Here is a 4,548-nt window from a genome sequence, read left to right on the forward strand (position 1 = left end):
CCCCCACGACAGCTCGCCTACCCGGACATCGCCAAGGCCATGGTCCAGGTCGAGTTCAACCGCCGGGGCCAGAAGCCTCGCACCGAAGACACAGAAGAGGACGACTGATGGACATCGACCTGAGCATCCTGCGCATGCTCGAGCGCGAGAAGGAGATCTCGTTCGAGGTCCTCGTCGAGGCCATCGAGCAGGCGCTGCTGACGGCGTACCACAAGACGCCGGGGGCCCGGGAGAAGGCGCGGGTCGAGCTCGACCGCAAGACCGGCCACGTGATGGTGATGGCGACCGAGGTCGACGAGGAGGGCAACTCCCTCGGCGAGTTCGAGGACACGCCCGCCGGGTTCGGACGGATCGCCGCCACGACCGCCAAGCAGATCATGCTGCAGCGGCTGCGCGACGCCGAGGACGACATCCGGTTCGGTGAGTTCGCCGGCAAGGAGGGCGACATCATCTCGGGTGTCATCCAGCAGGGCCGCAACCCCGACGACGTGATGGTCGACCTCGGCAAGCTCGAGGCGCTGCTGCCGGTCGGGGAGCGGGTGCCCGGCGAGAAGTACGAGCACGGCGCCCGGATCAAGTGCCTGGTCGTCTCGGTGCGCAAGGGCATGCGCGGCCCGCAGATCACGCTCTCGCGCTCCCACCCGAACCTGGTCAAGAAGCTCTTCGCGCTCGAGGTTCCCGAGATCGCCGACGGCACCGTCGAGATCGCTGCCATCGCGCGTGAGGCGGGCCACCGGACGAAGATCGCGGTCCACACCAAGGTCGCGGGGGTCAACCCCAAGGGTGCCTGCATCGGTCCGATGGGGCAGCGGGTCCGCAACATCATGTCCGAGCTGCACGGCGAGAAGATCGACATCGTCGACTGGTCCGAGGACCCGGCCGAGCTCGTGGCGCACGCGCTCTCGCCGGCCCGCGTCTCGTCGGTCGAGATCGTCGACCTGGAGGCTCGCTCGGCCCGGGTGGTCGTGCCCGACTTCCAGCTCTCGCTCGCCATCGGCAAGGAGGGCCAGAACGCCCGCCTGGCGGCCCGGCTCACCGGGTGGCGCATCGACATCAGGTCCGACGAGGCGCCTGCCCCGGAGTGATCGGTGCTGGAGTCGTCCGACGACGCCTCCAGTTCGATATCCGGTGGTCCGGCACGGTAGGGTTGCTCACAGTGGCTCGCGAACACGTCTCCTCCGCACGCCCGGATTCCGGTGGCCTCCACGGCCCGGTCCGGACCTGTGTGGGATGTCGTCGGCGGGCCGCCACACGCGAGTTGTTGCGGCTCACCGCCGGACCGGACGCGCAGGGCCAGTTGGCCGTGCTGCCCGATCCGCGGGGAATCGCAACCGGCCGCGGGGCGCACCTGCATCCCACGACCGAGTGCTACGAGCTCGCGGAGCGCCGGAGAGCCTTCTCCCGCGCCCTCCGAGTCCCGGGGGGCGGCGGGTCCGGGCTGACCAGTGCCCCGCTCGCCGCGTATCTCAGCTCGCTGGCAAGCCAACCGTGATGGACCGACAGGAACTGGAGCAGCAGCTCATGAGCACTCGATGAGTAACTCGCAATGAGTTTGCACACCCCATAGCGGTCTGAGTAACACCCGGAGTCGGGTCTCAGGCCAGAAGGAGCAACGTGGCTAAGACCCGAGTCCACGAACTCGCCAAAGAGTTCGGAGTCGAGAGCAAGTTCGTTCTCGAGAAGTTCAAGGAGATGGGCGAGTTCGTCAAGTCGGCGAGCTCGACCGTCGAGCTCCCGGCGGAGATGCGTTTCCGCAAGGAGTACGGCGACAAGCTGAAGTCCGCGGCGCCGGCCGAGCCGACGCCGGCCAAGCCCGCCCCCCGTGCCCCGGCCAAGAAGGCCGCCGCGCCGGCCGAGACCTCGCAGCCCGCCGCAGCCGAGGCCCCCGAGGCCCCGGCCGTTGAGACCCCCGTGGCCGAGGCCCCCCAGGCCCCTGCTGCCAAGGCCTCGACGGGACCGAAGCCCGGTCCGAAGCGCGCCCCGGCCCCGGCTCCGGCTGCCCCGGAGGCTCCGGCCGCCGAGGCTCCGGCCGCCCCGTCCGAGCCCGAGGCGCCCGCTGCCGAGCCCGAGGCTCCGGCCGCGGACGGTGGCACGGCCCGCCCCAGCGCGACGCCCAAGGCCCCGGCCCCGCGTCCGGTGGGTCGTCCCGGTTCGCCGCGCCCCGGCAACAACCCCTTCGCGCCCAGCCAGGGCATGGGCCGACGCCCGTCCGCCCCAGCCCCGGGTGCCCCCGCTGCCGGTTCCGGCGCGGAGCGACCTCCGGCTGCCGGCGGCGCCCCGGGTGCCTCCGACCAGCGTCCGCCGCGTCCGCCCGCCAGCCGTGACGGTGGCGCTCCCGGTCGCAGCGGCATGCCTCGCCCGAACCCGGCGATGATGCCCAAGTCCCCGGCCGCCTTCGGCTCCGGCCCCGGTGGCCGTGGTCCCGGTGGCCCGGGTCGCCCCGGCGCCCCTGCTCGTGGCGGTGCCCCGGGTCGCGGTGGCGCTCCCGGTCGCGGTGCGCCCGGTGGCGGTGGCGCTCCCGGTGCCGGCGGTCGTCCCGGCGGCTTCGGCCCCAGCGGTGGCGGTCGCCCCGGTGGCGGTCGTCCCGGCCAGCGCGGACAGACCCAGGGTGCCTTCGGGCGTCCCGGCGGTCCGTCGCGTCGGGGTCGCAAGTCGAAGCGCGCCCGTCGTCAGGAGTTCGAGGCCATGCAGGCGCCCACCATCGGTGGTGTGCGCGTCCGCAAGGGTGACGGCGAGACCGTCAAGCTCCCGCGTGGGGCCTCGCTGACCGACTTCGCCGAGCGCATCGGCGTCGACGCGGCTGCCCTGGTGCAGATGCTCTTCTCGCTCGGCGAGATGGTCACGGCCACCGAGTCGGTCAACGACGAGACGTTCGAGCTGCTCGGCGAGGAGCTCAACTACGTCGTCCAGGTCGTCTCCCCGGAGGACGAGGACCGCGAGCTGCTCGAGTCCTTCGACCTCGAGTTCGGTGAGGACGAGGGCGACGAGGACGACCTCGCGATCCGTCCGCCGGTCGTCACGGTCATGGGCCACGTCGACCACGGAAAGACCAAGCTCCTCGACGCGCTGCGCAACGCCAACGTCGTCGACAAGGAGGCCGGTGGCATCACCCAGCACATCGGTGCCTACCAGGTCGCGACCGAGGTCGACGGCCAGGAGCGTCGGATCACCTTCATTGACACCCCCGGTCACGAGGCCTTCACGGCCATGCGTGCTCGTGGTGCCCAGGCCACCGACATCGCGATCCTCGTGGTGGCGGCGGACGACGGCGTGATGCCGCAGACCGTCGAGGCGTTGAACCACGCCAAGGCGGCCGGTGTCCCGATCGTGGTGGCGGTCAACAAGATCGACAAGCCGGACGCCGACCCGACCAAGGTCCGTGGCCAGCTGACCGACTACGGCCTGATCCCCGAGGAGTACGGCGGCGACGCGATGTTCGTCGACGTCTCGGCGAAGTCGGAGCTCAACCTCGACAAGCTGCTCGAGGCCGTCATCCTCACCGCGGACGCCTCGCTCGACCTGCGGGCGAACCCGTCGCAGGACGCCCAGGGCCTCGTGGTGGAGGCGCACCTCGACCGCGGTCGCGGTCCGGTCGCCACCGTCCTGGTCCAGCGCGGAACGCTGCGTGTCGGCGACTCGATCGTGGCGGGCGCCGGCTACGGCCGCGTGCGCGCCATGCTCGACGAGCACGGCGAGAACATCACCGAGGCCGACCCGTCGCGCCCCGCGATGGTGCTGGGTCTCACCGCGGTGCCGGGCGCCGGCCAGACGTTCATCGTCGTGGACGACGACCGGATGGCGCGTCAGATCGCCGAGAAGCGCGAGTCCCGCGAGCGGGCGGCCATGCAGGCCAAGCGCCGCGTGCGTCGTACGCTCGAGGACTTCATGGCCTCCATGGAGAAGGGCGCGAGCCAGGAGCTCAACCTCATCCTCAAGGGCGACGTGTCCGGTTCGGTCGAGGCCCTCGAGGACTCGCTGGCCCAGATCGACGTCGGCGACGAGGTCAACCTCCGGGTCATCGACCGCGGCGTCGGTGCGATCACCGAGACCAACGTCGACCTGGCCGCCGCCTCCGACGCCATCATCATCGGCTTCAACGTCCGGCCCCAGGGCAAGGCGAGCCAGATGGCCGACAAGGAAGGTGTCGAGATCCGCTACTACTCGGTCATCTACCAGGCGATCGAGGAGATCGAGGCAGCGCTCAAGGGTCTGCTCAAGCCCGAGTACGAGGAGTCGACGCTCGGCCAGGCCGAGATCCGCAACATCTTCCGTTCCTCCAAGATCGGGAACATCGCGGGTTGCATGGTCACCAGTGGCACGGTGCGTCGCAACGCCAAGGCGCGGCTGCTGCGTGACGGCAACGTCATCGCGGACAACCTCGAGCTGGCGTCGCTCAAGCGCGAGAAGGACGATGCCTCCGAGGTCCGCGAGGGCTTCGAGTGTGGTCTGGTGCTGAAGAACTACCAGAACATCGAGATCGGCGACATCGTGGAATCCTTCGAGATGCGCGAGATCCCGCGCAGCTGATGTTGTGTGTCGCGGCCGTCC

General features: G+C 70.6%; 3 protein-coding genes. All 3 read left to right on the forward strand.

Annotated elements, in window-relative coordinates; translation table 11 throughout:
• The first annotated feature begins 107 nt into the window (after positions 1–107).
• The 3 genes from nusA (at position 108) to infB (ending at position 4,527) form a co-directional block, all read left to right on the forward strand.
• Positions 108–1,085 carry a transcription termination factor NusA gene (gene nusA, locus ABZE72_RS15835; RefSeq protein WP_372729999.1) on the forward strand — a complete coding sequence of 326 codons (978 nt, stop codon included), beginning with the start codon at positions 108–110 and terminating at the stop codon, positions 1,083–1,085.
• Between the two features lie 140 nt (positions 1,086–1,225).
• Positions 1,226–1,492 (forward strand): YlxR family protein, encoded by a 267-nt coding sequence (locus tag ABZE72_RS15840; protein ID WP_372730001.1) that lies wholly within the window; start codon positions 1,226–1,228, stop codon positions 1,490–1,492.
• Between the two features lie 122 nt (positions 1,493–1,614).
• The gene (gene infB, locus ABZE72_RS15845; RefSeq protein WP_372730000.1) at positions 1,615–4,527 is read left to right on the forward strand and encodes a translation initiation factor IF-2; all 2,913 of its coding nucleotides are present in this window, start codon (positions 1,615–1,617) and stop codon (positions 4,525–4,527) included.
• Positions 4,528–4,548 lie beyond the last annotated feature (21 nt).

Origin of the sequence: Nocardioides sp. (genome assembly GCF_041600255.1) — a bacterium.
Classification (GTDB): domain Bacteria; phylum Actinomycetota; class Actinomycetes; order Propionibacteriales; family Nocardioidaceae; genus Nocardioides.